Source organism: Duganella sp. LjRoot269, from assembly GCF_964254095.1.
GTDB lineage: Bacteria > Pseudomonadota > Gammaproteobacteria > Burkholderiales > Burkholderiaceae_D > Rugamonas > Rugamonas hordei.
The window spans coordinates 5,895,178-5,920,261 of the sequence record NZ_CAXUSL020000001.1 but is presented as its reverse complement, the minus strand read 5'-3'; the positions used below and the strand labels follow the sequence as shown (position 1 = coordinate 5,920,261).

Genomic DNA, 25,084 nt, shown 5'->3' with positions numbered 1-25,084 from the left:
ATGACCATGACTCTGCTCGACATTATGCGTACTTCGGCCGTGATCCCCGTGATCGCGATTGACGAACCTGAACATGCAGTACCGCTGGCGAAGGCGCTGGTGGCCGGCGGCATCCGCGTGCTGGAAGTAACGCTGCGCACCAAGCACGGCCTGGGCGCGATCAAGGCCATGTCGGCCGTCGAAGGCGCGATCGTCGGCGTCGGCACGCTGACGCAGCCGGAGGAATTTGCCGCCGCGCGCGATGCGGGCGCGGTGTTCGGCGTCTCGCCAGGCTTGACGGCGGCGCTGATCGCCGCCGCCAAGAGCAGCGGCCTGCCGCTGCTGCCGGGTGTGATGACGCCGTCGGAAGTGATGGCCGCGCGCGAGCAGGGCTTCCGCCAACTGAAGCTGTTCCCGGCGGTGCCGGCGGGCGGCATCGGCATGCTGAACGCGATCTACGGTCCGCTGCCGGACGTGACGTTCTGCCCGACCGGCGGCATCTCGCAAGAGACCGCGTCGCAGTTCCTGTCGCTGAAGAACGTCGCCTGCGTGGGCGGCTCGTGGCTGACGCCGAAGGATGCTATCGCTGCTGGCGACTGGGAGCGCATCACCGACCTGGCCAAGGCAGCCAGCGGCTTGCGCTAAGTTAGTTGACAAGAAGCGGCGCCTAGGGCGCCGTTTTACTCAGCAAATCGCTCATGCGCTGTTGCCACCCTGGGCCGGTGGCTTTCCAGCGTTCAAGGACTTCAACGGTAAGGCGCAGAGAAACATCTACCGCGCTTTCCATCGCGTCCTGTGTTTTCAGTTGGGTCAGACGCGCCGCCTGTCCCGAACGCATCTGTTTTACCGATTCCAGTAAATCTCGCTGGAACTCCTCTTTATCAGATGGCATCTTCAATTCCTTTTTTCAGTTCGGCCAGAAAAGATGGCGCGAGTTTGTCAAATGCAGACTTTGCATAGACGATAAGGAGCCAGATAACCTCGTCAGTGCCGCGAAAATAGATAACCCTTGCGCCGCCTCGCTTGCCGTGGCCCCGTCTTGACCACCGCACTTTTCTGCAGCCGCCACTACCCGGGATGACATCACCAGCGTCCGGGTGGCTCGCAATCCATGAAATGAATTCCATACGCTCGGTATCGCTCCAAACTTCGATGGCGTAGCGGATGAACACGGATGTTTCAGCCACAGTGCGCATGATGAAATTCTACGCTTAACAGCCAGACTGCGGGAGATGTCGCCATCGTCATAGTTTGTCTCTGGGAAAATAAGGTCTCCTGAGATTAGCGCGGCGGCGGGTTGAGCAGTTTGATCATATCGATCAAACTGCTCGAAGAAGGAAGAAATTTCAAGGATCTTTATGGAAACAAACGCTGCCCGTCCTGCGCTGGCAGGCGAAGCAGTGACAGACACCCACGTCGCGTGGCTCGCCTTGTACCTCAATGCTCGGTTGCCCGCATGAGTAGGACGCGATTCTGGATGTCATATCGTCGCGTTCAGCGGTTGGGATTCAGGCAGAACAGGCCCGCCTTCGTGGCAAGTTCCAGTACCGGCGCGGCTTGTTCCTTGTTTTGGAAGTAGAGGATATTGGTATCGTCCCAGCCGGCCGCGTAGATGCAGCCCAGTTCCGGCAGGATGATGAATTGTGACGGCACGCCGTAGTCGTTGAAGCGCGACTGGCGCAGGAAACCTTCGCGGTCGGTGTAGCGCTTCAGCACCAGCTTGGCCTTGGCCGGCCAGCGGCCTCGGTGGCGCAGCGTGTAGATCGGCGTCAGGTCGAACAACGCCGCCCAGTGCTGCTCGAATTTCTTGTTGCGCTGTACGCGCTCCTGGCCTTCGAGGCAATCCAGCAGATGCCATTCGCTCTCGTCGTCGAGCCAGTGGTCGAACACGGAGATCGCCAGGCGCTGCATGCCGCCGGCCGAGTCCAGATCCCTGATTTGCTTCAATTGCGGAAACTGCCGGTGGATTTCGGCAGCGACGTTCGCGTCAACGCGAGACAGCATCTTCATGTACATCCTTCATTGGTGACTAGGCCTTCAGCGCCGAAGTATAACCTCAAGCCACCGTGCGGGCGATGTACTCGCGCAGCCATTGATGCGCCGGGTCGCGATGCGAGCGCTCGTGCCACAACATGGCCATCTCATAGCCCGGCACCTCGACCGGCGGCGCCACGCAGCGCAGTGCGGGATGGTCTTGCACCAGCCGCTCCGGCAGCATCGCGACCATATCGGTACTCGCCAGCGCCGATATCACAAACAAAAAGTGCGGCACCGACAATGCCACCCGCCGTGGCGGCAAGCTCGCCGCCGCCAGCGCATGGTCCGTGACGCCGCTGAACCCTCCGCCGTCGGGCGATACGATGACATGCTCCATGGCGCAGAACTGCGCCAGCGTCGGCCGTCGTTTCAGGCGCGGATGGTCGCTGCGTCCCGCCAGCACGTAGCGCTCCCGGAACAGCAGCCGATGGCGCATGCCCGGCGGCGCTTCCTCGCTGGTGTGGAGGGCCAGGTCGATCTCGCCCGATTCCGCCTGCCTGGCGATGCGTGGCGGGATCAGTTCAAGCACCGCCAGCCGCGTTCCCGGAGCCGCCGCGCGCAAGCCCGCCAGCGCCGGCAGCAGGATGGTCGATTCGCCATAGTCGCTGGCGGCCACGCGCCACGTTTGGTTCGCCTCGCGCGGATCGAACGGACTGGCTGGCGACACCGCACGGCCCAGCGCTTCCAGCGCCAGCCGCAAGGGCTCGCGCAATTGTTCGGCGCGCGCGGTGGGCCGCATGCCGCGCGGCCCGGGCAGCAGCAGCGGATCCCCGAAGATGTCGCGCAGCTTCGACAGGTGCACGCTGATGGATGGCTGCGAAAAGTTCAAGCGCTGCGCCGCCCGCGTCACGTTGTGCTCCGAGAGCAGCACGTCCAGCGTCACCAGCAGGTTGAGGTCCAGACGTCTGAGATTATTCATGGCTATACCTGGAATATTAGAAATTCATTTTCAATATACCTCATCTGCTCCTATGCTGGTGTTTTCCAGTCAAGGAGTAGCGTGATGAATGTTCTGATTGTGTATGCCCACCCCGAACCGAAGTCGTTGAACGGCGCGTTGAAGGACTTTGCGGTGCGGCGTCTGGAAGCGGCGGGGCACGCCGTCCAGGTATCCGACCTGTATGCGATGAAATGGAAGGCGCTGGTCGATGCCGGCGATGTCGTCGGCGGCCCGGCCGGCGACCGTTTCGACCCGGTGGCGGATTCCCGGCGCGCCTACGCCAACGATTTACAGAGCGCCGATATCGCCAGCGAGCAGGACAAGCTGCGCTGGGCCGATACCGTCATCTTCCAGTTCCCGATGTGGTGGTTCTCCATGCCGGCCATTATGAAAGGCTGGGTTGAACGTGTCTATGCCTTCGGCTTCGGCTACGGCGTCGGCGAGCATTCGGATGTGCGCTGGGGAGACCGCTACGGCGAGGGCACGCTGGCCGGCAAGCGCGCCATGCTGGTGGTCACGGCCGGCGGATGGGCGTCGCACTACGGCCCGCGCGGCGTCAACGGTGCTATCGACGACCTGCTGTTCCCCATTCAGCATGGCATCCTGTACTACCCCGGCTTCGATGTCCTGCCGCCGCTGGTGGTCTATCGCGCCGAACGCATGGACGACGCCAGATTCTCCGCCGTGTGCGGCGAACTCGGAGAGCGCCTCGACACGCTTGCGCAAACCGCGCCGATACCGTTCCGCCCTCAGAATGGCGGCGACTACGACATCCCCGCCATGACATTGAAAGCCGATGTGGCGCCAGGGCTGTCGGGCTTTGCCGCGCATCTCGTTGCAGCGGACGCCCTGCCGGCGCCTCGTGTGGGATGACGGTCAGCGGAACGTGGCGAGATATTTCGCCGGCACCGTTATGTCATGCAGTCCGCCGGAGAAGGCCGCGATGATCAGCGTGGCGGCCGTGAAGCCGCCTATCACCAGCAGCACCTTGGCGATACGCAGCGTCGCGGCGCTGAGGCGATCATGCGCAAGCCAGTGCAGCGCCCGCGCCAGATGGACCGTGATCGCCAGCACGGCGAGGAAGTAGTAGGGCATGAAGAAGTAGCGATACGGCAGCACGTGCATGCCCGCGGCGGCGTAGTAGAAGTTCGTATCCAGCCCGAACCGCGTGCGCCCGGCCAGTACCGCGCTCACGTGCACCAGCAGGAAGAACGCCAGGTACAGCCCTGAACCGAGCTGCAACAGGTCCAGTCCTTGATGCCGGTCGCGCCAGCGGCGACGAATGAAGATCAATCCGCTGGCGACCTGGCTGGCGGCGCACAGCAGCAGGATGACTTCGACCACGCGGTTGCGGTACACCGCGCGAAACGCCTCCATGAAGTGGATATGCGCCTCCGGGCCGCCGATCGCCAGCAGGTGGTTGAGTAGATGCAGCGTCAGGAAGGCGCCTAGCACGCAGGCGCCGATGCGATGGATCTTGTGCGGCACGCGGCTCACTCCGCGCGGTTGCGTACCCGCATGCGCAGGCCGACCGGCGACATGGTGAAGCCCATCAGCTCTTCCGGCTCTTCGCCATCGGCCGTATCGATGGACTCAATGTCGAAGCTGCTGAGCAGCATGGCGCTGGCGAGTTTGATTTCCAGCAGCGCCAGGTAACGGCCGGGGCAGGTGCGCACGCCGGCGCCGAACGGCATCGACACATGTTTGTCCATCGCGTCTTCGCCGCGCTTCAGCCAGCGGTCCGGATCGAACAGGCCGGCCTGCGCGACGTGGCTTTCGCTGACGCTGTCGTTGCGCATCACGCACCACACCAGGCTGCCGGCCGGCACCCGCACATCGCCGACCACGCTGTCGCGTAGCGCTTCGAGCGGAATGAACGGCGCCACCGGCTTGAGGCGCATCGCTTCCTGAGCACAGGCGTCGAGGTAGTCCAGCGCATCCATCTGCTCGACGGTGAAGGCGGCGGCATCGGGCGCCACGCGCATGACTTCTTCCCGGGCCTTTTGCAGCGTGGCCGGATTCCGCTGCAGCAGGTACAGCATCCACGCCAACGTGTTGCTGGTGGTGTCTTCGCCGGCCAGCAGCATGGTGGTGACGTTGCCCGCCACGGCGATGTCGTCGACGCCGCTGCCGCCTTCGTCCGCCGCGCAGATCATCGCTTCGAGCAGGTTGACGGGATGCTGGCGCCGTGCCGGTTCGGCTGCGATGCAGGCGCGTGCGGTGGCGATCAAGTCATCGACTGCCTTGCTCAGCGCGGTCACGCACTGGTCCAGATGGCGGTCGCGCGCCAGCTTGACGTAGCGCCAATACGGGAACAGCGCGATCGAGCGGCGCGCGATCTCCGGCAAGATCACGTCCATGTGGCGCTGGATGACGTCCTCGCCGCCGTCGATGGTATTGACCTCGGTGCCGAAGGCCAGGCCGGCGATCACGTCGACGCTGAAGCGCTTCAGGTCTTCGGCCAGGTCGATGACGGTGCCGTCGCTCACCGTCTGCCGCCAGCGGCGTTGCAGGCGCAGTCCCACCGATACTAGCGACGGAAAGTAGGCCTTCACCGCGTGCGGCGCCAGCGCGGCCATCACCATGCGCCGCTGGTCGCGCCACGCCGCGCCTTCCGCCATGAACACGCCGGGACGCCCGCCGATTTCGTCGGACACCTGGGTGGTGATCGACGGCCGGCGGAAGCCGTCCGGGCGATCGCGCAGCACGGCGTTGACCAGGTCGTGGCCGGCGAGCACCAGGATGGGCGTGCGACCGAATTTGATCCTGAACATGGGGCCATAGCGCTTGCTCCAGGCCTCGACGTCGCGGTGCACGCGCAGCGGGCGGACTTGCGGCAGGTTGCCCGCCAGCGGCCAGGGACGCGGCCCCGGCAGGCTGTCTATGGTGCGCAGACGGTTGGCGGCAGGGGCGGCAGGGGCGGTGATCGTGTTCTCCATGTGGCTTCCTTGTGTGACGATGCCTCACTATGCCTTGGCGGCGGCGGCGCGTATTGAACGTTTGCGACACGCCGCCGGCCGCCGCGCTTTAGTATAAACTTTGCAAATGACCGCCACCGAACCCTCCCTGACGCGCCTGATCGTGCCGCCCTTTGCGCTGGCCTCCTGCGTGCGCGCCTACATCACGCGCAGCACGGTGGAGGCGCCGCTGGCCGATGCGGCGGACCGCTTCAATCATTTCCCGGCCACGCCCCATTGTTCCATCACCTGGTTCATCGAAGGCGAGGCCGAGGTGGTCGAGCCGGCGGGCATGCCGCACGAGGAACTGCGTGCCGTCTTCGTCGGTCCGCAGACACGGCCCATGGCGACCTACAACCCCGGGCCGGTGCGCGTGTTCATGGTGATGTTTTATCCGCAGGCCATGCACGCGCTGAGCGGCATCGACGTGCCGGCGTGGGTCAACCGCTGGGATGCGGTCGAGCGGGTGCTGGGGCCGGAATGGGGTGCGATGTCCGACGCGCTGCTGGCCGCCGCCGACGACCAGGCGCGCCTGGCGGTGCTGGAAGCGTTCCTCGAGCCGCGCTGGCAGGCGGCGCGTCCCGGCGGTCCGGGCGCCACGGCGGGCGACTGGGTGCGGCATCTGGCGTGGCAGGTGGCCGATACCGCGCTGGGACGGGGCGTGCGCAGCATCGAGCGCCACATCAAGGCGCGCGCCGGACAGCCGATGCGCAAGCTGCTGCGCCTGCAGCGCGCCGAGCAATCGTTCTTCGACGCGCGCGAGGAGTTCATGGCGGGCAAGGTGTTGTGGTCCGACGTGGCCGCGCGCGGCGGCTATTCCGACCAGGCCCACCTGTGCCGCGAGGCGCGCGAAATCACAGGCCACAGCCCGCACGAATTGGCCCGCATCCTGAAGTCCGAAGACGAAAGCTACTGGATCTACCGCATCTGGACTTAAAGAAGGGTGCCGCCCCAGGTGGCGGGATCGATGTCGGCCGTCGTTTGCGAGAAGGTCCAGATGTGGCCGCCGGGATCGGCCACCGAATACTGCCGCTCGCCGAACGGGTAGTTGGTCGGCGGACTCAGCGAGCGCGCCTTGCTGGCCATGGCGCGCTTGTAGTGCTGGTCGATGTCGCTGACCCGCACCATGATCGAGTGGCAGGGATGGGGACAGGCCGGCGCCGGCTGCGGCCGCTGCGCCACCACCACCGCGCCGGCGCCGCCGGCGATGTTCAATTGGATCCGATGGTCGCCGATGCGCAGCCGCTCGCTGTAGCCGAACGCCTCGCACAGCCATTGCGCCGCCACCGCCACGTCCTGGTAGTGCAGCACCGGGATCACCATCACGTCCTGGATCGAACGGTTGGGCGCCAGTTGCGTCATGCCGCGCCTTCCGCGGCGCGAACGCCATGCATTGCAATACGGTCAGGCGGTAAAACGGTGAGTGTGGCGGCGTTGCGCATGGCTATCCTCCATCGGGACGATTATCGTACGGAGATTTTTTGCTTCCAGTCTTCCCACGCGGTGGTCACCAGGCAGGTAATCAGCAGCGCGCTGTATTCCCAGCCTCCGGTGCCCGGCCCGACCACGAAGAAGCCGTTGTGGCGGTGGAACAGGATGATGCCGGTGGTGTAGATGATAGTCAGCGCGGCGCAGACGGGCAAGGTAAATAATTTCATGGCCAGCAGCAGCGAGCCCAGCGTCTCGGTCACGTTGACCGCGTAGGCCAGGATGGTGCCGCTGCCGCCCGGGAAGCCCTGGTCTTCGAGGATTTGCCCGAGGATGGGACTGCTGCCTTCATAGAAACGGTAGGCGCCGTGGGTGAAGATCAGTGCGCACAGGACGAGGCGCAACAGGTCGGTGCCTGCCGTCGCGCGAGTAAATATTTTCATAAGGTCTCCAGGATATTGTTGTTTTTACACTTGGGCCGGCATGATCGACACCGTCTTGCGCAACTGCCTGCGCTGCCGCGTCTGGGCGTCGATAATGCCGCGGATGGCGTCGAGGCGGCGCGGGTCGCGGTACAGCAGGTTGTAGCTTTCGAACGGGATCATCTTGCCGTCCGGCTGGGCGAAATGGATGCACGATTTTTTCAGCGCGCGCACGTCGAGCGAATACGCGTCCATGAACTGCACGATCAGCACCCGGAACACATTGTCGTAGCGGAGTTGCTCGGGCGCGGCGATCAGCGGCAGGCAGCACATCAGTTCGGACAGGCAGTTGGCCTGCGATTCCGGCGAGTGGTTGGTGGAAAACAGCTTGAACACCTGGTCCTTCATGCTGGCCTTGAACTGTTCGTCGCGCTCGAAGACGATGGTGTTGGCGCTGCCTTCGACCAGCGTCTGCGGATCGAGATAGCGGGTCAGCGGCACGGCGCCGTCGGCCGTCTTGATCGCGTAGGCCATCGCCAGCGTGTCGGGATTGCACGGCACCGGCACCACGTCCGCGAGCGTGAACAGCGCGCTCTGCTCGGCGATCTTGCGGCGGATTTCGGACACCGTCAGCCGGTGCAGGCGCGGATCGTAGTCCTCGACCCGGCCGGCGTCCTGGATCGGCTGCAGCGTCACGCCGCGCACGCAGGGCTGGCTCAACGCGAACTCGATGATGGCGCCGATTTCATCGTCGTTCAGGCCCTTCTTCAGCGTCACCACCAGCGTGGTCGACAGGCCGGCCGCGTTCAGGTGCTCGAGCGCCTGGCGGCGGATGCGCGTCAGGTCGGCCCCGCGCAGCGTCTTGTGGACTTCGCCGCGCAGCGAGTCGAACTGCAGATAGACTTCGATGCCCGGCGCGTAGCCGGCCAGCCGCTGCGCGAACGCCGGGTCCTGGGCGATGGCGATGCCGTTGGTGTTGACCATCACGTGCTTGATCGGGCGCGCCTTGGCCGCGTCGAGGATGTCCCAGAACTGCGGATGCAGCGTCGGCTCGCCGCCGGACAGTTGCACCACGTCGGCCTCGCCCTCGTTGGCGACCACCGCGTCGAGCATGCGCAGCACCTCGTCCAGCGACTTGTGCGTCTCGCGATGGGGGCCGCTTTCGGCGTAGCACACCGGGCAGTTCAGGTTGCAGTTGTCGGTGATCTCGACCACCGACAGGCAGGAGTGCTGCATGTGGTCCGGGCACAGGCCGCAGTCGTAGGGGCAGCCGTATTCCATGCGCGTGTTGAAGATCTGCGGCATCTCGGGATGCTTGACGAAGACTTCGCGGCACAGCCGGTAGTACTCGACGTCGTCGCTGATCAGCACCCGCTCGGTGCCGTGGGCCTGGCACCACTTGTCCATGTAGACGTGATCGTCCTTGAAGATGATCTTCGCTTCCACCGGATGCAGGCAGGTGGAGCAGACCGACGTCGTGGTGTCGTAAAACAGGTAGGGGCGGGTTTTTCTGCTCATGTTATTTCTCGGTTGGCGGCGCCGGCCGGCGCATGGGCATGGGGGCGTAGGAGTTGACGGAGCAGCAGCGGCGTGTAGCACAGCAGCGCCACCAGGCAGACCAGCTGGATGCCGCTCAGCTGTGCGGGATAGAAATACGGCACCGGCTTGAGGCCGTCGACCCACAGCCGCCACAGCAGGTAGCCCGCCAGGTAGAACTTGAACATCAGTCCCGGCCTGGCGCGCCAGCGCTCGCGCGTGGCCAGCAGCGCGCCGCCCCACAGCAGCGCAAAGGCCATGTCGTACAGCTGGGTGGGATGGCGGGCGATGCCGTCGCCGAAATCGACACCCCACGGCAGCGCCGTCGGCGTGCCGTAGGTGCCGTCGTTGAGTCCGGCCAGGAAGCAGCCGATGCGGCCGACGACCGTGCCGGCCACCAGCGGCAGCACGAACTGGTCGCCGGTGGACGCGCGCGCGCCGGTCAGCTTCTTGGCCAGTTCGACGCCCAGCAGCCCGCCCAGCAGGCCGCCGACGATGGACTGGCCCGACATCCACACGCCGGCGTCGGCCGACAGCGTGCGCCACAGATGGGGGAACTCTATCCAGAACACCAGCTTGTTGCCGATGGCCGCGCCGAGGATGCAGCCGATGACCACCGCGTAGCGGCCCGGCTGCAGCAGGCTGCCGGCGCTTTGCCGGCGGTAGATCTGCACGCCGGCCGCCAGCGCGGCCCATTCAAACAGCAGGTGCAGCAGGTGCGCCGTGGCCGGCGCAAACACCGGCGCGTTCAATCGCCGCGTTCCGGCTGGCCGGGCTGGTCTGATTTGGCCAGTGTGCGGATCAGGCGGAAGCAGCCGTAGGCCAGGCCGAGGCCGATCGCGCCGGGTACGCCCATCATCAGCAGGGCGCCGGCGTCGCGCGCCACCGTGCCGCCGATCACGCCGAAGGCGCCGCAGATGCCGAAGCCGAGCATGAAGACTGAACAGACGGCGATGCTAATCCAGCGCAGAAAAGTAATCATCGGAATGTCAGCAGTAGGTTGTCCGGAAGCCGGTACTATACGATGCCGCGCGGCCGGAATAGTCAACAATTGTCACAGCGGCCCGGTATCAGTCCGGCAGCCGCGCGACAATGCGGTTGCGGCCGGCGCGCTTGGCGTTGTACAGCGCGCGGTCGGCGGCGCCGATCAGCGCTTCGATGTCGACCGCGGCATCGACCTTCTGCGTGGCGATGCCGATGCTGACGGTGATCAGCTTGGCCTCGCTGTTGTTGCGCTCGTGCGGGATCGCCAGCTCCTGCGTGCGGGCGCGGATCGCCTCGGCCATCAGCGTGGCCTGCTCGACGTCGGTCTCGGGCAGTATCATGGCGAATTCCTCGCCGCCGTAGCGCGCCATCAGGTCGCATGGGCGCTTGAGCATGCCGGCCAGCGCGGCGGCCACCTGGATCAGGCACTGGTCGCCTTTCTGGTGGCCGTAGTGGTCGTTGTAGGCCTTGAAGTGGTCGATGTCTATCATCAGCAGCGACAGCGGCGTGCCGCCGCGCTTGGCGCGCCGGTGCTCCTTCTCCATCGCGACGTCGAAGTGGCGGCGGTTGGCGATGCCGGTCAGGCCGTCGGAGAAGGTTTGCGAGCGCAGTACCATGGCCTGCTCGCGCAGCAGCTTCTCGCGGCCGACGGCGATGCTGACGTCGTTGATCTGTATCAGGCAATGGCGCGGCGCGCCTTCCACCGCGATCGGCGTGATCTCCACCGCCTGCTGGACGCGCTCGTTGCGGGCCGCCGCCGCCGGATTGGCGTACAGCTCGAACGGCGCCTTGTTCAGCGTTTGCGACAGCAGCGACGGGAAGTTGTTGTACAGCGCCTGCTGAATGGCGGCGTCGACGCGGCCGCCGCGCAGGCCGGGGCAGACGCTGAAGAAATCGGCGCCGATCACCTGTTCGTGGCCCAGGCCGGAATGCCTGGCCATCCACGAATTCCACAGCACGATGCGGCGCTCGCCGTCGAGCATGATCACGCCCAGGTTTACCGCGCACAGCACGCTGTGCAGCAGGTTGAGCCGGTGGGGGACGGACGGGGTATCCATCATGCCTGGCCCATCGCGCGGGCGATGTAGAGGTTGATCTGTTCCTTCAGGTCGTGCAGCGCCGAGATGTCGAGCACGAAGGCGACGTAGCCGTGGATCTGGTGCTTCTCCAGCACGAAATCGATGTGCAGCATCAGCACCACGGTGTCCGGCTGGCTGCCGGAGGCGACCAGGATTTCGTCGCTGGTGCCCACGTGGTAAGCCGGCAGCGAGCCGTGCAGCTCGCGCTGGAAGATGTTGGCCAGCGTGCCGACGCAGGAGTTGAGGATGATGTTGCCGATCTCGCACATCGCCTCCTGTTCCATTTCGGTCAGCTCCTTGAGCGGCACCGACTCGCCCACCATCAGGCGCACGATCTCCAGGCTTTTATCCTCGGGGAACATCAGGATCGCCTCGGTCGAGAACGCGCCCTCGTAGTGCTGGCTGACGCCGCAGATGCGCTCGGTCTCGTCGTCCTTGGCGCCCAGCAGGCGCGCCGCCTCGGAGCGGTTGATGAAGCTGATCGACGGCACCGACATGTGCACCGCTTCGTTGACGATGGCGCTCATCGACGCCGCCGCCTGGCCGACGCCGATGTTGAAGATCTCGATCAGCGCATCGTTTTCCAGTTCGGAGAGGTTGAACATGGCTACGCCGCTTCCAGCGTGGAGAGCAGTTGCGCGATGCGCGCCTCGGTGATCGGCTTTTCCATGAAGCCTATGCCCAGCTGGGCCGCGCGGTCGCGGGTGGCGCTCTGCACGTTGGCCGTCAGCAGCGAGATCGGCAGGGCGGGAAATTCCTGGCGCAGCAGTTCGGCGGCGGCGATGCCGCCCATGCCGGGCATGTTGACGTCCATCAGGATCAGGTCGGGATGCGCGGTGCGCGCCTTGAGCAGCGCCTCTTCGCCGGTGCCGGCTTCCTCGACGACCCAATCGGCATGCAAGCCGGTGATGTACTGGCGCGCCATCAACCGCGAAACGCGGCTGTCATCGACTATCAAGACGGTTTTGGTTTGTGTCATCTGTATCTCCGGCGATCTTTTTTTATGCTCTGCATGGAAACTATTCTCGCATATCCAGGGGGCCAACTGGCGACCATCGTGACACTTGTGCGTGTCTGCGACACCGGGGCGATTTTGATATTGTCTGAGCGCAATTTTCTGGGGTGAAAACGGGGATCCGTTAGAATAGCGGTATTGAATTCCCCTCTCTTATAGAAACATCATGACCCAAGACGAACTGAAACAAGCCGTAGCCCGTAGCGCCATCGAATACGTGGTGGAAAACGAGATCATCGGCGTCGGCACCGGCTCCACCGCCAATTTCTTCATCGATGAGCTGGCCAAGATCAAGCACCGCATCAAGGGCGCGGTGGCGTCGTCGGAAGCGACCGCGGCGCGCCTGCGCGGCCACGGCATCGAAGTGTTCGACCTGAACGACGTGCCGGAGATCGCCGTCTACATCGACGGCGCCGACGAAATCACCAACGCCGGCGCGATGATCAAGGGCGGTGGCGCCGCCCTGACGCGCGAGAAGATCGTCGCCTCGGTGTCGAAGCAGTTCGTCTGCATCGCCGACGGTTCCAAGCTGGTCGAGGTGATGGGCAAGTTCCCGCTGCCGGTGGAAGTGCTGCCGATGGCGCGTGCCTCGGTCACCCGCGCGCTGGCCAAGCTCGGCGGCACGCCGAAGCTGCGCCTGAAGCCGGGCACCGAGGAAGCTTTCATCACCGACAACGGCGGCATGCTCATCGACGTGGCCGGCTTGTCGATCACCGACCCGGTCGGCCTGGAGCAGCAGATCAACCAGATCGTCGGCGTGATCGCGGTAGGCCTGTTCGCGGCGCGCGGCGCCAACGTCTGCCTGCTGGGCACGGCCGACGGCGTCAAGACGCTGAAATTCTGATGAGCCGCCGCTCACTGGTACTGCTGTTGTGCGGTGGCGCGTTGTTGAGCGCCGCGCTGGGAGCCTGTTCGTGGCTGCCGTCCAAACAGCGCGACGAGGAGGCCGAGGCCGCCCGCGCGCTGGCGGCGGCGCGCAAGCCGGCGCCGCGCACCACGGCCGCCGATGGCACGCCGCTGGCGCGCGTCGACGGTGTCGAGATCGAGAAGGTGCCGTTCCGCGCCGGCGTGTCGTCGGCGACGGTGGAGAACCTGGCCAAGCATCAGGGCTGCACGGGCGGGTGGGGAGCTGGATTGGTGAGCGAACCGGGACCGGTCGAGATTTACCGCATGACTTGCGAAAGCGGCAAGGTCTTCATTGCGAAGTGCGAGCTGAAACAGTGTAAAGCGATGTAGTACGCGCTGGCGGCGGGCGCCGCCAGCGTTGCCGGACTTACTCGGTCGGCGGCACGTAGCCCATGGCGGCGTCGGCGCCGTCGCCGAAGAAGTGCTTTTCCATCTGCGTCGCCAGGTATTTGCGGGCGCGCTGGTCGGCCAGGTTCAGGCGGTTTTCGTTGACCAGCATGGTCTGGTGCTTGAGCCACGCGGCCCAGGCTTCCTTGGAAACCGATTCATAGATCTTCTTACCCAGTTCACCCGGATACGGCGGGAAGTCCAGGCCTTCGGCTTCCTTGTTGAGTTTGATGCATTGAACGGTGCGGGCCATCAGTGTTGCTCCTAAAGCGGTATGTGAATCCGTGATTATAAGGTCTTAACCAGAACCTGTGATTTGCGCTGCCAGTTGTACATGCGCTGGCGGTCCTTCGGCAGGGCGTCCACGGTGGTCGGCACGAAGCCGCGCTTCTGGAACCAGTGCGAGGTGCGGGTGGTCAGCACGAACAGCTTTTGCACGCCGATGGAGCGCGCGCGGTTCTCCATGTGCTTGAGGATGCGCTCGCCGTCGCCCTGGGCCTGGACCTCGGGGTTGACGGTCAGGCATGCCATTTCGGCCATTTTCTGTTCCGGGAACGGGTACAGCGCGGCGCAGCCGAAGATCACGCCGTCGTGCTCGATGACGGAGAAGTAATCGATTTCGCGCTCGATCAGCTCGCGGCCGCGCTTGACCAGCGTGCCGTCGGCCTCCAGCGGCTCGATCAGCTTGATAATCCCGCCGACGTCCTCAATTGTGGCCTGGCGCAGCGATTCCAGGTTCTCGTGCGAGATCATGGTGCCGACGCCATCGTGGGTGAACAGCTCCAGCAGCGCCGAGCCGTCCATGCTGAACGAGACGATGTGCGAGCGCTCGACGCCGTTGTCGCAGGCCTTGATGCAGTGTTTCAGGTAGAAGGCGGTGGCGTCCGGCAGGAAGCCGGCCTGCAGCACGGCTTCGGCCTGGTGCGAGGACAGCTCGCGGATTTCGGCGCCGCCGGCGTCGGTCATCATGCCGGTTTCGGTGATGAAGATCAGCTTGTCGGCGTGCAGCGCGATGGCGGTGGCGCAGGCCACGTCTTCCATCGTCAGGTTGAACGCCTCGCCGGTCGGCGAGAAGCCCAGCGGCGACAGCAGCACCAGGCCGTCCGAGCCGAGGATGGAGTGGATGGTTTCGGCGTCGACCTTGCGGGTGACGCCGGTCAGCTCCAGGTCGACGCCGTCGATCACGCCCAGCGGACGGGCGGTGATGAAGTTGCCGGAAATGATACGAATCGCCGCGTTGGACATCGGCGTGTTCGGCAAGCCCTGGCTGAACGCGGCCTCGATGTCGAGGCGCAGTTCGCCGGCGGCCTCCTTGGCGCACTCCATGGCGGCGATGTCGGTGATGCGCACGCCGTTGTGGAAGCGGCCTTCGACGTTACGCAGCGCCAGCTGTTCGGCCACCTGCGGGCGCGAGCCGTAGACCACGGTAACGTTGATGTCGAGCGCGTGCAGCAGCGACAGATCGTGGGCCAGCACCTGCAAGGCGCCGGCGCTGACCAGCTCACCAGGGAAGGCGACCACGAAGGTCTTGCCACGGAAGGCGTGGATGTAGGGCGCGACGGAACGCAGCCATTGGACGAATTGGGTAGGGTTTTCCATTAGCCGCATTATAATTCGGTGCGCGACTTCCGCGCCAAAACCTTTGTAAAAAACAATGTCAGAAGCCAGCAACAAGCCAAAAGGCGCAAATAGCGCGCCCGCCAATCCGCAAAACGCCGTCCGCCCCCGCACTCCGCAAGCGCCCAACGCCCGGCAAGGGCAGGGGCAGGGGCAGCCACGCCCGCAAGGGGAGGCACGCCAGAGCGGCCAGCAGCGCGCTGCGCGTCCGCAGGGCGGTCCGCAAGGTGGGGCGCAGCGCCCATCGCGCGCGGAAGGGCAGCCGCAAGCGGCGCACGTTCCGCGTCCGGCCCGCGCGCCGCTGCCGGACGGCGAGGGTTCGCTGGTCCCGCCGCCGCGCCGCGAGCCGCGGCCACGCCTGACGCCGGAGGAATTGGCCGCCAAGGAAGCCGAACGCAATTTCCGCAACCCGCTGCCGCCGATCACCTATCCCGAGGACCTGCCGGTCTCAGGCCGCCGCCAGGAAATCGCCGAAGCGCTGACCAACAACCAGGTCATCATCGTTTCCGGCGAAACCGGCTCGGGCAAGACCACGCAGCTGCCGAAGATCTGCCTGGAGCTGGGACGCGGCCAGAAAGGCCTGATCGGCCATACGCAGCCACGCCGTATCGCCGCCTCGTCCACCGCCAAGCGCATCGCGCAGGAGCTGGGTACGCCGCTGGGCGAGACGGTCGGCTTCAAGGTCCGCTTCGCCGACACGCTGACCAAGGGCGCCTCGGTCAAGCTGATGACCGACGGTATCCTGCTGGCCGAAACGCAGACCGACCCGTTGCTCAAGGGCTACGACACCATCATCATCGATGAGGCGCACGAGCGCAGCCTGAACATCGACTTCCTGCTCGGCTACCTGAAACAGCTGCTGCCGCGCCGCCCGGACCTGAAGGTGATCATCACCTCCGCGACCATCGACGCCGAGCGCTTCTCGCGCCACTTCGGCACGCCGGAAAAGCCGGCGCCGGTGATCGAGGTTTCCGGCCGCCTGTACAAGGTGGAAGTGCGCTACCGCCCGATCGAAAGCGATGTAATCAATCCGGCCGTGGCCAACGCCGAAGGCAAGGGCCAGCGCACCGCCGCCGCCCGCGAAAAGCGCGACCTGATGGACGCCGTGATCGACGGCGTCGACGAACTGGCGCGCCTAGGCTCCGGCGACGTGCTGGTGTTCCTGCCCGGCGAACGCGAAATCCGCGACGCCGCCGAAGCCCTGCGCAAGCACCATCCGCCGCACGTGGAAATCCTGCCGCTGTTCGCCCGCCTGTCGGCCGAGGAGCAGGAGCGCGTGTTCAAGCTGACCAACGCGCGCCGCATCGTCCTGGCCACCAACGTGGCAGAGACATCGCTGACCGTGCCCGGCATCCGCTACGTGGTGGACGCTGGCCTGGCCCGCGTGAAGCGCTACAGCTACCGCAACAAGGTCGAGCAGCTGCAGATCGAGCCGATCGCCCAGTCGGCGGCCAACCAGCGCGCCGGCCGATGCGGCCGTGTGGCCGATGGCGTCTGCATCCGCCTGTACGAAGAGCAGGACTACCTGCAGCGGCCGAAGTTCACAGAGCCGGAAATCCTGCGCTCGTCGCTGGCGTCGGTCATCCTGCGCATGAAGTCCCTGCACCTGACGGACGTGGAGACTTTCCCGTTCATCGAGCCGCCGCTGGCCCGCGCCATCGCCGACGGCTACCAGCTGCTGCAGGAACTGGGCGCCGTCGACGAATACAACCAGCTGACGCCACTGGGCAAGAAGCTGTCCAAGCTGCCGCTCGATCCGCGCGTCGGCCGCATGATTCTGGCTGCGCTGGACAATGTCTGCCTGGAGGAAGTGCTGATCATCGCCTCGGCACTGTCGGTGCAGGATCCGCGCGACCGTCCGATGGAGCACCAGCAGGCGGCCGACGAGGCGCACAAGAAGTTCGCCGACGAGAAGTCCGAGTTCCTCAGCTATATCAAGATCTGGAAGTGGTTCGAAAACGCGATTGAGCACAAGAAGACCAATCGCCAGCTGATGGACAACTGCCGCACCAACTTCCTGTCGCAACTGCGCCTGCGCGAATGGCGCGACGTCCACTCGCAGCTGCTGACCATCGTCAAGGAGCAGGGCTGGCGCGTCAACGAAACGCCGGCCACTTACGAAAACCTGCATCTGGCGCTACTGACTGGTTTGCTGGGCAATATCGGCTTCAAGAGCGAAGACGAACCGGGCGCCGGCTACCTGGGCGCGCGCGGCATCAAGTTCAATATCTGGCCGGGTTCCTCGCTGCTGAAGAAGCCGGGCAAGTGGATCATGGCGGCCGAACTGGTCGACACCACGCGCCTGTATGCGCGCTGCGTGGCGCAGATCCAGCCGGAGTGGCTGGAGAAGGTCGGCGGCCACCTGCTGAAAAAATCGTGGGGCGAGCCGCGCTGGGAGAAAAAATCGGCGCAGGTGACCGCGTCCGAACGCGCGACCTTGTACGGCCTGGTGGTGTACAGCCAGCGCCGCATCAACTACGGCTTGTTCAATCCTGTCGAGGCGCGCGAGATCTTCATCCGCGACGCGCTGGTCGGCGGCGACTATGAGACACGGGCGCCGTTCTTCGCCCACAACCATAAGCTGATCAAGGAAATCGAAAACCTCGAACACAAGTCGCGCCGCCTGGACGTGCTGGTGGACGACGAACTGATCGCTGCCTTCTACGACAAGCTGATACCGGCCGACGTGGTCAACGGCGCCGGCTTCGAGAAGTGGCACAAGGATGCGACGGCCGCCGAGCCGAAGCTGCTGTATCTGAACCGCGACGAATTGATGCGGCATGAAGCGGCCGGCGTCACCACCGACCTGTTCCCGAAGATCATGTCGGTCACCGGTCTCGAACTGGCGCTGACCTATCACTTCGAGCCTGGCAGCGTGCGCGATGGCGTCACGCTGGCCGTGCCGCTGTATGCGTTGAACCAGCTGCCGCGCGAGCGTTGCGAGTGGCTGGTGCCGGGCATGCTGAAGGAGAAGGTGCATCTGCTGCTGAAGTCCCTGCCGCAAAAGCTGCGCCGCCATTGCGTGCCGCTGCCGGATTACGCGGCCAGGTTCTGCGAGCGTGTGCACGAAGCGGGCGTGTTCGGGCGCGGCGACTTGATCGACGCGATCATCGCCGATATTCGCACCCAGATCACGATTTCGGTGCTGACCACCGACTTCAAGCCGGAGACGCTGCCCGCCCACCACTTCATGAATTTCAAGGTGATCGACGAGCACGGACGCCAGCTGGAAATGGGCCGCAACCTGGCCACGCTGCAGGCGGAATTCGGCATGCAGGCGCGCGAGAGCTTCCAGAAGATGGCGGAGGCTTCGGGGCCGCAGTCGACGGTGGCCGCGCGCGCCGTGGTGCCGCCGAAGGGCAGCGGCAGCGTCGCACCGACGGCCCAGAAAGCCGCCGCGCCGGCCACGTCCACCAACAACATCACGCTGACCGGCCTGACCTCGTGGACCTTCGGCGAGCTGCCGGAGCTGCTGGAAATCGCCCAGGGCAAGCTGACCCTGATCGGCTTCCCGGCGCTGGTCGACAAGGGCACGCACTGCGACCTGGAAGTGTTCGACGATCCGACGGTGGCCGCGCGCACGCACCGCGTGGGCTTGCGCCGCCTGTTCTCGCTGCAGATGAAGGACCAGATCAAGTTCATCGAAAAGAGCATCCCCGGGCTGCAGCAGATGGGCATGCAGTTCATGAGCATGGGCACGCAGGAAGAGCTGCGCGAGCAGATCATCAACAAGGCGCTGGACATCGCCTGCCTGCAGGATCCGCTGCCGGTGGACGCGGCCAGCTTCGCCAAGCGCAAGGACGAGGGCAAGTCGCGCCTGGTGCTGCTGGTGAACGAGATCGCGCGTTTGCTGTCGTCGGTGCTGACCGAGTTCCATGGCTTGCCCAAGCGTCTGCAAGGACTGCCGGCGCCGGCGGCGGCGGACATGCAGGCGCAGTTGCAAGGGCTGGTCAACAAACGTTTCCTGTCGGAGAACGAGTACAGCCAGCTGTCGCATTTCCCGCGCTACCTGAAGGCGATGAACGTGCGCATCGAGAAGCTGCGCGGGGATCCGTCCCGCGATGCGAAATTGATGGCCGAGTGGCAGCAGGCGGCGATGCTGTATCAGCGTGTGGCCAAGGATAAATCGGCGGGCAAGAACACCGATCCGAAGCTGGTCGAGTTCCGCTGGATGCTGGAGGAGTTACGGGTATCGCTGTTCGCGCAGGAGCTGCGCACGCCGATGCCGGTGTCGGCCAAGCGTCTGCAGAAAGTGTGGGAATCGATGCAACGCTAGACGCCGTTAAGCGCGCTGGCGTACGCAGGCCGGAGGGGTTTTCGCGGTAGACTTTATCTCAACAGGAGAATGTCGCCATGAAGCTCAAAACCGCCGGCTTGCTGCGCAGCCTGGTTCGCTCGGGCAAGCGCATGACGAAATTGCTTGTCGCGGCCACGGCCGCAGCCACGCCGAAGACCAAGCCTAAATCCAAGCGCAAGCGAACGCCGGCCGCCGCGCCGCGCGTGGCTGCGCCCGCGCCGCGGACGAAGCCGCCTGCCGCTGCCCACGTTCCGCCATCGCCCGGCAAATGGCTGGCATCGCACCTCACCGCCTCCGGGCACCGCATGAGCTACTGGCTCTACCTTCCCAACAAGATTCCCGATGCTGCCGTCCGCAACGGCCTGCCGCTGCTGGTGATGCTGCACGGCTGTCAGCAGACCGCCACGCAGTTCGCGCAAGGCACTCGCATGAACCACTGGGCCGAGGAGATGGGCTATGCCGTGTTGTATCCGCAGCAGCTGGTCAGCACGCACGCCCAGCGCTGCTGGAAGTGGTACGACCGTGCCACGCAGGAAGGCGGCGGCGATGTGCCGATGATCGTCGGCATCGTCAACAAAGTGCTGACTGAATATGCCATCGACCGCTCGCGCATTTATATCGCCGGCATTTCGGCCGGCGCCGGCATGGCCAACATCGTCGCGCTGAACCATCCGCGTTTATTTGCGGCGGTGGGGCTGCATTCGGGACCGGTGTTTGGCGCAGGTCACAGCACGATAGGCGCACTGGGCGTGATGCAGCACGGCGCCGGCCCGCGTGCCGAGCTTGCGGCGCGCGAGGTGCTGATACGCCAGCCACAATTCCCCGGCATGCCGGCGATCCTGATCCAGGGGGAGGGTGACAGCGTGGTGCGGCCGGTCAATCAGCATCAACTGGCGCGGCAAAGCCTGTTGCTGAACCGTCTGGGAGGAGCGCCCAAGACCACGGAGAGGCCGCAGGGACGCGGCGGTAGTCACAACGCCCACCGGCTGCATGATTTCTATGAAGGAAGAAAACTGCTGCTGCGTGTGGCGCAGATCGCAGACCTCGACCACGCCTGGAGCGGCGGCGATCCCGCGCTGGCCTTCAACGCCAAAGCCGGCCCCGACGCCAGCAAGATGATGCTGGAATTCTTCTCGCGCCACCAGCGCTAATCCGGGGTCAGGTCTGACATTTGGACACGAACTCTGCCGTAGCAGCCGCTACGGCAGAGTTCGTGTCCAAATGTCAGACCTGACCCCGGGTTTATCGCATGATGCGTATCAGTAAAGTCTCTGTTCGCTCAGTCTGATCTCGATTGATGGGATAACATCGCGCTTGTTTTGATGTATCCCATGGAATACAATCGGATTGAAGTTTCAGGCGCATGGACATCCTTCAAACTGAGCTTTTCAGCTCCTGGTTTAGCCGGCTGAAAGATCGCCGGGCACGGGCTTGCATACAGGTACGCATTGATCGAGCGGAGGATGGCAATTTCGGCGATCATAAATCTGTTGGCAACGGTGTCTCCGAGATGCGCATCGATTATGGCCCGGGATATCGCGTGTATTACACGCTTCGAGGTACAACAATGATCATCTTGTTGGCTGCCGGAGATAAATCATCCCAAGCCAAGGACATCAAAACTGCGCAGGCACTGGCGCGGCAACTGTAGGGAGATATCGTGGTGCTTAAGTTGACAAAATGGGATAGTGCGGAACACCTTCAGACCAAAGAAGATATCGCCCTGTATTTTGACGCTTGCCTTGAGGAAGCTGGGGACGATGTCGCCTTTATTGCCAAGGCATTAGGCAATATCGCCCGCGCGCACGGGATGACACAGCTTGCCAACGATACCGGAATGGGACGCGAAAGCTTATATAAAGCCCTCTCTGCGGACGGCAATCCAAGCTTCGCGACAATACTGAAAGTCACGCGTGCGCTTGGATTGAAATTCCACGTCGAGGTACTACAGCAGGAAAGCTAATGCCGCCACCGCTGTCGGGGCGATAGCGCCGAGCAGCAGGCCGATAGCGCCTATTGATTCGTCCTGGAAGCCGCGGCGCAGCAGCGAGACGCCGGCCGGATTCGGGGCGTTGGCGATCACCGTCAGGCCGCCGCCGGCCACCGCGCCCGCTACCAGCATGTATTGCGATTGCGCCGAGATGCCGCTGATCAGCGAACCCAAGTAGGTGAGGGCGGCGTTGTCGGTGATCGCCGTCAGTCCCAGCGCGCTGAAGAACAAGGCCACCGGCGGCAGGCTTTCGACGATCGGCTGCAACCACCATTGCTGCATGCCGCCCAGCACCACCAGCCCGGCCAGGAAGAAGCCGACCAGCAGGCCTTCCTTGACGATCAGCGGATTCTGGTAACGCTGGTAAGCCTGCGTGAAGCCGAGGAACAGCATGAAGATGCCGAGGAACAGTACCGGATGGTGGCCCAGCACGACCACGGCGGCCAGGAACACCAGATGGATCGCGGTGACCATCAGCGGCACGGCCGGCGCGTCGGCGGTCTCACCGGCGGCCGGCGCAGGCGCGCGCAAATGCTTGCGCAGCATGAAGCTGACCGCGGTCGCGTTGATCAGCACGGCGATGGCCGCCTTCCAGCCGAAATGCGTCGCCATGAACGCGCTGTCCCATTGCCAGGTGGTGGCCACCATCAGCACGGGCGGCGCGGCGTAGGCGGTCAGCGTGCCACCGATCGAGACGTTGACGAACAGCACGCCCAGCGCGCCGTACTTCAACCATTCCGGCATGCCTTCGCGGAAGATCAGCGGCGCCAGCATCAGCGCGGCCAAGGTCATCGCGGCCGGCTCGGTGATCAGCGAACCGGTCAGCGGCACCAGCGCCAGGCCGAACCACACCAGCGCCAGTTCGGTCCGCATCGGCATCAGCCTGGCCAGCACCAGCAGCATGCGTTCGACGATGTCCAGCACCGGCCGCGATGCGGCCACCACCATCACCGTGAACACGAACAGGGGCTCGGTGTACTGGCGCGATTCGGCGTAGTGGATGGCGGCGTCGCCGCCGCTCAGCAAAGCCATCGCGATGATCAGGATGAAGGCCCAGAAGCCGAACACCACCTCGACTTCGCCCAGCAGGTGGAACAGGCCCGCGTGTTTCGGATGGCGGTGCGACAGCACCTCGAAGGATTTGGCTGCAAAAGTGTGCAGCAGCGCCAGTCCGAACAGGATCGCGCCCACCAGTTGTATGGTTTGCAAAGTATGTCCTTTTATTAATTTCCTCAGCCACATGGTACAGCAAACAATGCGGCAAACGGCATGCACGAATCAGATAAGCCTTGCCAAAATCCGCTTCGAATAGTACTGTGTATTTATACAGTATTTGCGTTAAAATGATGACCCGATCCGCCTCCGCCATTGCTGCACCCGAAGCAGTCCATCCATCGCTATGGCTGGCCTCGCAACTGGCGCACAGCGCCACCCGCTGCGTCGACACCGGCTTTGCCGCGCTGTCGACGCAGTTGCCGGGCGGCGGCTGGCCGCTGGGCGTGCTGATCGACTTGCTGGTGCAGCAGCACGGCATCGGCGAGCTGCGCTTGCTGCGGCCGGCGCTGCTCGGCCTGGGCAAGCGGCCGGTGGTGCTGCTGCAGCCGCCGCACGCGCCGCAGGCGCTGGCGCTGGCCGCGCTGGGGCTGGAACCGTCGCAGCTGATCTGGATACGCAGCGGCGCCAAGAGCGGCGATGCCTTGTGGGCCGCTGAACAAGTGCTGCGCAGCGGCTGTTGCGGCGCGCTGCTGATGTGGCAAAACCATGCGCGCGGCGAAACGCTGCGGCGGCTGCACCTGGCGGCGCAAAGCGGGGACACGCTGTTCTGCATGCTGCGGCCGGTGGCGGCCGCGCAGGATGCGTCGCCGGCGCCGCTGCGCCTGTCGTTGAAGCCGGCGGCGGGCGGCATCGACATCGGCTTCGTCAAGCGACGAGGACCGCAGCGCGACACGCCGTTGTTTTTACCTTTAACGCCTTCTTTGCTACAACGCCATGCGCCTCTGGATCGGACTACACCTGCCGCGGCTCCCGCTCGAGATATTCTGCCCGCGCTGGTCGGCTGACCATTGCACCGTGGTGCTGGAGCAGGAGCGGGTGGTGGCGATGTCGGACGTGGCGCGGGAGGCCGGCGTCGACGTCGGCATGCGGCGCGGCGGCGCGCTGATGCTGGCGCCGCAATCGCAGTTCCAGCAGCGCGCGCCGCAGCTGGAACTGGAAGCGCTGCACGCGGTGTCGATGGCGCTGCTGCAATTTACGCCGCAATTGGCGCAGGCGGAGGAGGATACGCTGCTGCTGGACGTGGGCGCCAGCCTGCGCCTGTTTGGCGGCATACGCGCGTTGTGCCGGCAGGTGGCTGCCAGCCTGCGCACCTTGGGATTTACAGCCGTGATCAGCTGCGCGCCGACCGCGCGCGGCGCATGGCTGCTGGCGCGCAGCCATGCCGGGCGCGCCTTGACGATGGAGGCGTTAGTGCGGCGCATGGACCGCTTGCCCAGCAGCCTGTTGCCACCGGCTCGGCCCTACCTGAGCTGGCTCGAAGGCATAGGGTGCATGACGCTGGGTGAGATGCACCGCCTACCGCGTCCAGGCTTGCAGCGCCGCTGCGGCCGGGCCTTGCTGGACATGCTGGACGACGCCCATGGCGAGCGCGCCGAGATGCATCGCTGGATCGCGGCGCCGGCCAGCTTCCGCGCCAAGCTGGAATTGTTCGACCGCGTGGAAAACGCAGAAGCGCTGCTGTTCGGCGCGCACCGCCTGCTGCAGCAGCTGACCGGCTGGCTCAGTGCGCATCAACTGGCGGTCGAGCGCATCCACCTGCTGCTGGAACACGAGCGCGGCAAGGTGGCGCGGCCGCCGACCTTGATCGAGATCGTGCTGGCCGAGCCGACCTGGCGCGACGAACATCTGGTGCGCCTGCTGAAGGAGCGCCTGGCCAAGCAGACGCTGGACGCGCCGGTGATCGGCCTGTGCCTGGAGGCGCCGCAGGTGCAACCGATGGCGCCGCCCAGCGATTCGCTGTTTCCCGAGCCGGGCGGCAGCAAGGAAGACTGGCAGCGCCTGCTGGAATTGCTGACCGCGCGGCTGGGGCCGGACAACGTGCTGCAGGCGGCGCCGCGCGCCGACTACCGGCCCGAGCAAGCCAACGCCTGGGTCAGCGTGCAGGAAAAAATCCGTCCCGCCGATGCCCGCGCGCAATTGCCGCCGGACATGCCGAGCCTGCCGCGTCCGGCATGGCTGCTGGCCAAGCCGATCGCCCTGCTGATGCGCGATCATCGGCCTTACTACGGCTCGCCGCTGAAGATCGTCTCCACCGGCGAACGCATCGAAGCGGGCTGGTGGGGAGCTATGCAGACGCGCGACTACTTCATGGCGGAAGGGGCGGACCATGCCCACTACTGGCTGTACCGCGAACGCAGCGGCAACGATGGCGAGGCGTCGGCACGCTGGTATCTGCACGGGTTGTTCGGCTGAGCCTGTTATATTTTCCGTGCTATATTTTCCCCATCTCAAGCG

Annotated in this window: 29 protein-coding genes; 11 read left to right on the top strand and 18 right to left on the bottom strand. The window is 64.9% G+C overall.

What is annotated here, in order from left to right:
- Entirely contained in the window at positions 1-624 is a 624-nt protein-coding gene (gene eda / locus ACSQ3S_RS26525; protein ID WP_176654252.1) for a bifunctional 4-hydroxy-2-oxoglutarate aldolase/2-dehydro-3-deoxy-phosphogluconate aldolase, read from the top strand.
- A gap of 22 nt (positions 625-646) precedes the next feature.
- On the opposite strand, the gene ACSQ3S_RS26520 is transcribed toward eda, so the two are convergent.
- The 5 genes from ACSQ3S_RS26520 to ACSQ3S_RS26500 all read right to left on the bottom strand — a co-directional run bounded on the left by ACSQ3S_RS26520 (position 647) and on the right by ACSQ3S_RS26500 (position 2,935).
- Positions 647-871, bottom strand: a complete 225-nt coding sequence (locus ACSQ3S_RS26520) for a BrnA antitoxin family protein (RefSeq protein WP_176654253.1) — start codon at positions 869-871, stop codon at positions 647-649.
- Positions 861-1,175 (bottom strand): transcriptional regulator, encoded by a 315-nt coding sequence (locus ACSQ3S_RS26515; RefSeq protein WP_176654254.1) that lies wholly within the window; start codon positions 1,173-1,175, stop codon positions 861-863. Before ACSQ3S_RS26515 ends, ACSQ3S_RS26520 begins: the two co-directional genes overlap by 11 nt.
- 150 nt (positions 1,176-1,325) lie before the next feature.
- Positions 1,326-1,463 (bottom strand): GFA family protein, encoded by a 138-nt coding sequence (locus ACSQ3S_RS26510; protein WP_436144268.1) that lies wholly within the window; start codon positions 1,461-1,463, stop codon positions 1,326-1,328.
- A 10-nt stretch (positions 1,464-1,473) separates the two neighbouring features.
- Positions 1,474-1,989: a hypothetical protein gene (locus tag ACSQ3S_RS26505; RefSeq protein WP_436144267.1), complete on the bottom strand. Its 516-nt coding sequence runs from the start codon at positions 1,987-1,989 to the stop codon at positions 1,474-1,476.
- A 46-nt stretch (positions 1,990-2,035) separates the two neighbouring features.
- Positions 2,036-2,935, bottom strand: a complete 900-nt coding sequence (locus tag ACSQ3S_RS26500; RefSeq protein WP_436144266.1) for a LysR family transcriptional regulator — start codon at positions 2,933-2,935, stop codon at positions 2,036-2,038.
- Between the two features lie 84 nt (positions 2,936-3,019).
- Here ACSQ3S_RS26500 and ACSQ3S_RS26495 point away from each other — a divergent pair, with 84 nt between their 5' ends.
- Entirely contained in the window at positions 3,020-3,829 is an 810-nt protein-coding gene (locus ACSQ3S_RS26495; RefSeq protein WP_353403985.1) for an NAD(P)H-dependent oxidoreductase, read from the top strand.
- Positions 3,830-3,832: 3 nt separating this feature from the next.
- Here ACSQ3S_RS26495 and ACSQ3S_RS26490 read toward each other — a convergent pair whose 3' ends face one another.
- Entirely contained in the window at positions 3,833-4,444 is a 612-nt protein-coding gene (locus ACSQ3S_RS26490) for a hypothetical protein (protein WP_436144265.1), read from the bottom strand.
- 5 nt (positions 4,445-4,449) lie between these two features.
- Positions 4,450-5,895, bottom strand: coding sequence for a cytochrome P450 (locus tag ACSQ3S_RS26485; RefSeq protein ID WP_436144264.1), 1,446 nt, complete (start codon positions 5,893-5,895; stop codon positions 4,450-4,452).
- Positions 5,896-6,001: 106 nt separating this feature from the next.
- Here ACSQ3S_RS26485 and ACSQ3S_RS26480 point away from each other — a divergent pair, with 106 nt between their 5' ends.
- Positions 6,002-6,850 carry a helix-turn-helix domain-containing protein gene (locus ACSQ3S_RS26480; protein WP_353403988.1) on the top strand — a complete coding sequence of 283 codons (849 nt, stop codon included), beginning with the start codon at positions 6,002-6,004 and terminating at the stop codon, positions 6,848-6,850.
- Here the strand turns inward: ACSQ3S_RS26480 and ACSQ3S_RS26475 are convergent.
- The 8 genes from ACSQ3S_RS26475 to ACSQ3S_RS26440 form a co-directional block, all read right to left on the bottom strand.
- Positions 6,847-7,275, bottom strand: a complete 429-nt coding sequence (locus ACSQ3S_RS26475) for a VOC family protein (RefSeq protein ID WP_353403989.1) — start codon at positions 7,273-7,275, stop codon at positions 6,847-6,849. The genes ACSQ3S_RS26480 and ACSQ3S_RS26475 overlap by 4 nt on opposite strands.
- 101 nt (positions 7,276-7,376) lie before the next feature.
- On the bottom strand, positions 7,377-7,784 hold the full coding sequence (locus ACSQ3S_RS26470; RefSeq protein WP_353403990.1) for a DoxX family protein: 408 nt from the start codon (positions 7,782-7,784) through the stop codon (positions 7,377-7,379).
- A gap of 24 nt (positions 7,785-7,808) precedes the next feature.
- A complete protein-coding gene (locus tag ACSQ3S_RS26465; RefSeq protein WP_436144263.1) occupies positions 7,809-9,281 on the bottom strand; it encodes a radical SAM protein in 1,473 nt (490 codons plus the stop codon).
- Positions 9,278-10,051: a prolipoprotein diacylglyceryl transferase gene (locus ACSQ3S_RS26460; RefSeq protein ID WP_436144262.1), complete on the bottom strand. Its 774-nt coding sequence runs from the start codon at positions 10,049-10,051 to the stop codon at positions 9,278-9,280. Before ACSQ3S_RS26460 ends, ACSQ3S_RS26465 begins: the two co-directional genes overlap by 4 nt.
- Complete coding sequence (locus ACSQ3S_RS26455) at positions 10,048-10,281, bottom strand: hypothetical protein (RefSeq protein WP_353403993.1); 234 nt, start codon at positions 10,279-10,281, stop codon at positions 10,048-10,050. Before ACSQ3S_RS26455 ends, ACSQ3S_RS26460 begins: the two co-directional genes overlap by 4 nt.
- Positions 10,282-10,369: 88 nt before the next feature.
- Positions 10,370-11,344, bottom strand: coding sequence for a sensor domain-containing diguanylate cyclase (locus ACSQ3S_RS26450; RefSeq protein WP_353403994.1), 975 nt, complete (start codon positions 11,342-11,344; stop codon positions 10,370-10,372).
- Entirely contained in the window at positions 11,341-11,967 is a 627-nt protein-coding gene (locus ACSQ3S_RS26445) for a chemotaxis protein CheC (protein WP_176654267.1), read from the bottom strand. The genes ACSQ3S_RS26450 and ACSQ3S_RS26445 overlap by 4 nt, the downstream gene beginning before the upstream one ends.
- A 2-nt stretch (positions 11,968-11,969) precedes the next feature.
- Complete coding sequence (locus tag ACSQ3S_RS26440; RefSeq protein WP_353403995.1) at positions 11,970-12,341, bottom strand: response regulator; 372 nt, start codon at positions 12,339-12,341, stop codon at positions 11,970-11,972.
- 202 nt (positions 12,342-12,543) lie between these two features.
- On the opposite strand from ACSQ3S_RS26440, the gene rpiA reads away from it, so the two are divergent.
- Together rpiA and ACSQ3S_RS26430 are read left to right on the top strand one after the other, a co-directional pair.
- Entirely contained in the window at positions 12,544-13,221 is a 678-nt protein-coding gene (gene rpiA / locus ACSQ3S_RS26435) for a ribose-5-phosphate isomerase RpiA (protein WP_176654269.1), read from the top strand.
- Positions 13,221-13,613: a hypothetical protein gene (locus ACSQ3S_RS26430; RefSeq protein WP_413449120.1), complete on the top strand. Its 393-nt coding sequence runs from the start codon at positions 13,221-13,223 to the stop codon at positions 13,611-13,613. The genes rpiA and ACSQ3S_RS26430 overlap by 1 nt, the downstream gene beginning before the upstream one ends.
- A gap of 37 nt (positions 13,614-13,650) precedes the next feature.
- On the opposite strand, the gene ACSQ3S_RS26425 is transcribed toward ACSQ3S_RS26430, so the two are convergent.
- Positions 13,651-13,923 carry an oxidative damage protection protein gene (locus ACSQ3S_RS26425; RefSeq protein WP_008451241.1) on the bottom strand — a complete coding sequence of 91 codons (273 nt, stop codon included), beginning with the start codon at positions 13,921-13,923 and terminating at the stop codon, positions 13,651-13,653.
- A gap of 35 nt (positions 13,924-13,958) precedes the next feature.
- A complete protein-coding gene (gene argA, locus ACSQ3S_RS26420; RefSeq protein WP_176654271.1) occupies positions 13,959-15,269 on the bottom strand; it encodes an amino-acid N-acetyltransferase in 1,311 nt (436 codons plus the stop codon).
- 55 nt (positions 15,270-15,324) lie between these two features.
- Here argA and hrpA point away from each other — a divergent pair, with 55 nt between their 5' ends.
- The 4 genes from hrpA to ACSQ3S_RS26400 all read left to right on the top strand — a co-directional run bounded on the left by hrpA (position 15,325) and on the right by ACSQ3S_RS26400 (position 21,547).
- Positions 15,325-19,563 (top strand): ATP-dependent RNA helicase HrpA, encoded by a 4,239-nt coding sequence (gene hrpA, locus ACSQ3S_RS26415; protein WP_436144261.1) that lies wholly within the window; start codon positions 15,325-15,327, stop codon positions 19,561-19,563.
- 77 nt (positions 19,564-19,640) lie between these two features.
- Entirely contained in the window at positions 19,641-20,735 is a 1,095-nt protein-coding gene (locus ACSQ3S_RS26410) for an extracellular catalytic domain type 1 short-chain-length polyhydroxyalkanoate depolymerase (protein WP_436144260.1), read from the top strand.
- 212 nt (positions 20,736-20,947) lie between these two features.
- The gene (locus ACSQ3S_RS26405) at positions 20,948-21,235 is read left to right on the top strand and encodes a type II toxin-antitoxin system RelE/ParE family toxin (protein WP_353403999.1); all 288 of its coding nucleotides are present in this window, start codon (positions 20,948-20,950) and stop codon (positions 21,233-21,235) included.
- A 9-nt stretch (positions 21,236-21,244) separates the two neighbouring features.
- Positions 21,245-21,547: an addiction module antidote protein gene (locus ACSQ3S_RS26400; protein WP_176654273.1), complete on the top strand. Its 303-nt coding sequence runs from the start codon at positions 21,245-21,247 to the stop codon at positions 21,545-21,547.
- Here ACSQ3S_RS26400 and ACSQ3S_RS26395 read toward each other — a convergent pair.
- A complete protein-coding gene (locus tag ACSQ3S_RS26395; RefSeq protein WP_176654274.1) occupies positions 21,530-22,783 on the bottom strand; it encodes a putative Na+/H+ antiporter in 1,254 nt (417 codons plus the stop codon). The two genes, ACSQ3S_RS26400 and ACSQ3S_RS26395, sit on opposite strands and share 18 nt — an antisense overlap.
- Positions 22,784-22,920: 137 nt before the next feature.
- On the opposite strand from ACSQ3S_RS26395, the gene imuA reads away from it, so the two are divergent.
- Both imuA and ACSQ3S_RS26385 read left to right on the top strand, forming a co-directional pair.
- Entirely contained in the window at positions 22,921-23,634 is a 714-nt protein-coding gene (gene imuA, locus ACSQ3S_RS26390; protein ID WP_436145080.1) for a translesion DNA synthesis-associated protein ImuA, read from the top strand.
- Positions 23,564-25,042: a Y-family DNA polymerase gene (locus ACSQ3S_RS26385; protein ID WP_436144259.1), complete on the top strand. Its 1,479-nt coding sequence runs from the start codon at positions 23,564-23,566 to the stop codon at positions 25,040-25,042. The genes imuA and ACSQ3S_RS26385 overlap by 71 nt, the downstream gene beginning before the upstream one ends.
- Positions 25,043-25,084 lie beyond the last annotated feature (42 nt).